At 42.3% G+C, this 2,911-nt stretch carries 2 protein-coding genes; both read left to right on the top strand.

Annotated elements, in window-relative coordinates:
- The coding region (locus VFM80_RS11065; protein ID WP_395071892.1) for an ABC transporter permease at positions 1-1,406 on the top strand (1,406 nt) is incomplete at its 5' end.
- A 92-nt stretch (positions 1,407-1,498) separates the two neighbouring features.
- Positions 1,499-2,833, top strand: a complete 1,335-nt coding sequence (locus tag VFM80_RS11060; RefSeq protein ID WP_395071891.1) for an NfeD family protein — start codon at positions 1,499-1,501, stop codon at positions 2,831-2,833.
- The last annotated feature ends 78 nt before the right edge of the window (positions 2,834-2,911 follow it).

Below are 2,911 nucleotides of genomic sequence, written 5' to 3'. Positions count from 1 at the left end.
TTATAGCCATAATCATTGGATGTATCCTGGTCTTTCTGGCGCTTCCTTTTTTTAATGAACTAACCGGAAGGGAGCTTACTTTCAATCTTTTGCAAAATGTTTATACTCTGCCCTCCCTCTTATTATTGACAGTATTAGTAGCCTTTTTCTCAGGCTCCTACCCGGCTATATTCTTAGCCTCATTCAAACCTTCGGAAGTATTAAAAGGAAAAATTTCAACCGGCACTAATGGTGCCTTTTTCAGAAAAGCCCTGGTAACTTTTCAGTTTGCTCTATCTGTCGTACTTCTGATCGGCACAGCCGTCATTTTCATGCAGCTCAGTTTTATACAGGAAAAAGATCTTGGTTTCGACAAGAACAATGTGCTGCTGTTGCCTACCAACCAGAATTTGATATCGTGGGAATTTGATAGTTTTAAAGAACAAGCCCTGACTCATTCTCAAGTTCAATCCATAGTTGGGTTAGGGAAAATCCCGGGTTCTGAATCACAGGAATATTATAGATATGTACCTGCTAACACAGGAGAAAGTGAAGATGCTACGAATCTTGTACTTCATGTAACTCATGACTTTGTGGAAACATTTGATCTTCAGGTTTTGTCAGGGCGTGATTTCTCAAGGAATTTTACTTCTGATTTTGATCAAAGTGTACTCATCAACAGAGAAATGCTTACTAAACTGGAAGCTGAAACTCCAGAAGAAGCTTTGGGAGAGATCTTTTATTATTACCCGCCAGAGGGTGATCGGCAATCTTACACTGTTATCGGCGTGATCGAAGATTTCAACTATACTTCTCTTAAAAAGAAAATAGAACCTTTGGTCATTAAATTGGTGGAAGGCACTCAGTCTATACTCCGATCAGTTGAACATACAGCTGTAGAAATTGCCCCGGGAAGCCCTACCCCTGCTATTGAGCATCTTGAAGGCATATGGAAAGAACTCAACCCCATTGATCCATTTGAATATCGATTTCTGGATGAAAGGCTGGATGAGATCTATGAAGCCGAACAAACCATGAGTTCCCTTGCTACAGCTTTTTCAATTCTCTGTATTATTATTGCATGTCTTGGTCTATTGGGATTAGCATCCTATTCCGCTCAACTTAAGAAAAAGGAGATCGGGATCCGTAAAAGCCTCGGAGCATCTGCTGGTAATATCCTAAGCCTTTTATCCAAAGAGTTTTTACTTCTTGTGGCTTTGGCTAACCTCATTGCCTGGCCAATCACCTATTATGCAGCATCTCGTTGGCTGGAAAGCTTCCCCTACCGAGTCGACCTGGCAGCCAATATTTCAGTAGTTTTTATTGGTACTGCGGCTATTGTTATTATTATCGCGCTTGCAACGATAAGCTATCATTCTGTCAAAGCCTCAATGATCAATCCTGTGGAAGCCATCCGAAACGAATAGCATTTAAGATAAATCTCTCGTTTTTCTTTAAAAATTCACATCCATTGCTTACCATGATGGAACCTTTCAAAACAGGCAATCATTGAGTTAGCATGAAGTGGATAAAAAAAATAGCCTTGATATTAACTTGGATAGCTTTCACTGCAATTCCATTAGCTGCAGAAACTGTTCAGCCCGATTCTACCCGTGAAACAAACGTCACGGTCATCACTATAAAAGGTGCCATTGGGCCAACCACGACAAATTATATTTCCCGTGGGCTTGAAAATGCAATTTCAAATAACTCTCAGGCACTGATCATTGAACTTGATACACCTGGTGGGTTGCTTACCTCAACACAAGATATAGTACAGGAGATGCTGGCATCCGAAATGCCAATTGTAGTATATGTAACTCCTGCAGGTGGCAATGCCGGAAGCGCCGGAACCTTCATTACGCTGGCGGCTCATATTGCAGCCATGGCTCCTACTACGACCATAGGGGCAGCCTCACCCGTTTCTATGGGCGGTGGACAGCAAGACACGGTGATGCAGAAAAAGATCTTCAATTACTCTGAAAGCTTCATTGAAAATATTGCTAAAGAAAGAGATCGCAATGCCGAATGGGCTAAATCTGCAGTAAGAGATGGAGAAGCAATCACCGAAACAGAAGCACTGGAACTAAACGTCATTGATCTCATTGCTTCAGACTTAAATCAGCTTCTGGTGGAAATTGACGGTATGGAAGTAGAGGGAAAAACACTTGTAACTGCACAGGCTACCATCAAGCAGCTGGAAGAGAGTTTTGCGGAAAAATTCTTCAGCTTCATCATGCGTCCCGAAATTATGTTGATATTGACCATGGTAGCTATCTATGGTATTGTAGGTGAAGTCACAAATCCCGGAGCCATCGTTCCCGGAGTGGCAGGCGTTATTGCATTGATATTATTACTTTATGGCTCAGCAGCTATGCCAATAAATGTTGCCGGCTTTATTTTAATTGGGCTGGCTATTGTACTTTTTGTAACCGAAGTATTCACCCCAACATTTGGAATTCTTATGACCGGAGGCGCCGTCTCATTCTTTTTAGGAGCTTTGATGCTTTTCCAGGATTTCCCTCAGGAAATGCAATTGGACTGGTATTGGCTGATTCCTGCAACCATTCTTATGGTGATATTCTTTGGATGGATCGCAACGTCCGGTATCAAAGCGCAGTTTACCGGCCACCGAACGGGACTTGAATCCCTGATCGGCAAAAGGGCCAAAGTCATTGACAAAGTAACGGAGAATGGCGGACGTGTTCTGATCTCCGGTGAATACTGGAATGCAGTTACAAGAGGAGAAGAAATTAAATCTAACGAATGGTGCGAGATCGTCCGGTTTGATGGACTGACCGTTACCGTAAAACCATACACCCCAAAAAAGGAGATTGACCATGGAGTCAACTGAGATTTTTTCCGGATACATTACATGGGTAATAACGCTGGTTGTATTTTTTGTACTGCTGGCACCCCAGGTATTCAAGAT

The organism is Gracilimonas sp., from assembly GCF_035704785.1.
In the GTDB taxonomy this organism is placed as follows: domain Bacteria; phylum Bacteroidota; class Rhodothermia; order Balneolales; family Balneolaceae; genus Gracilimonas.
The sequence above is the reverse complement of the archived record's forward strand: the minus strand, read 5'-3'. Positions and strand labels throughout refer to the sequence as shown.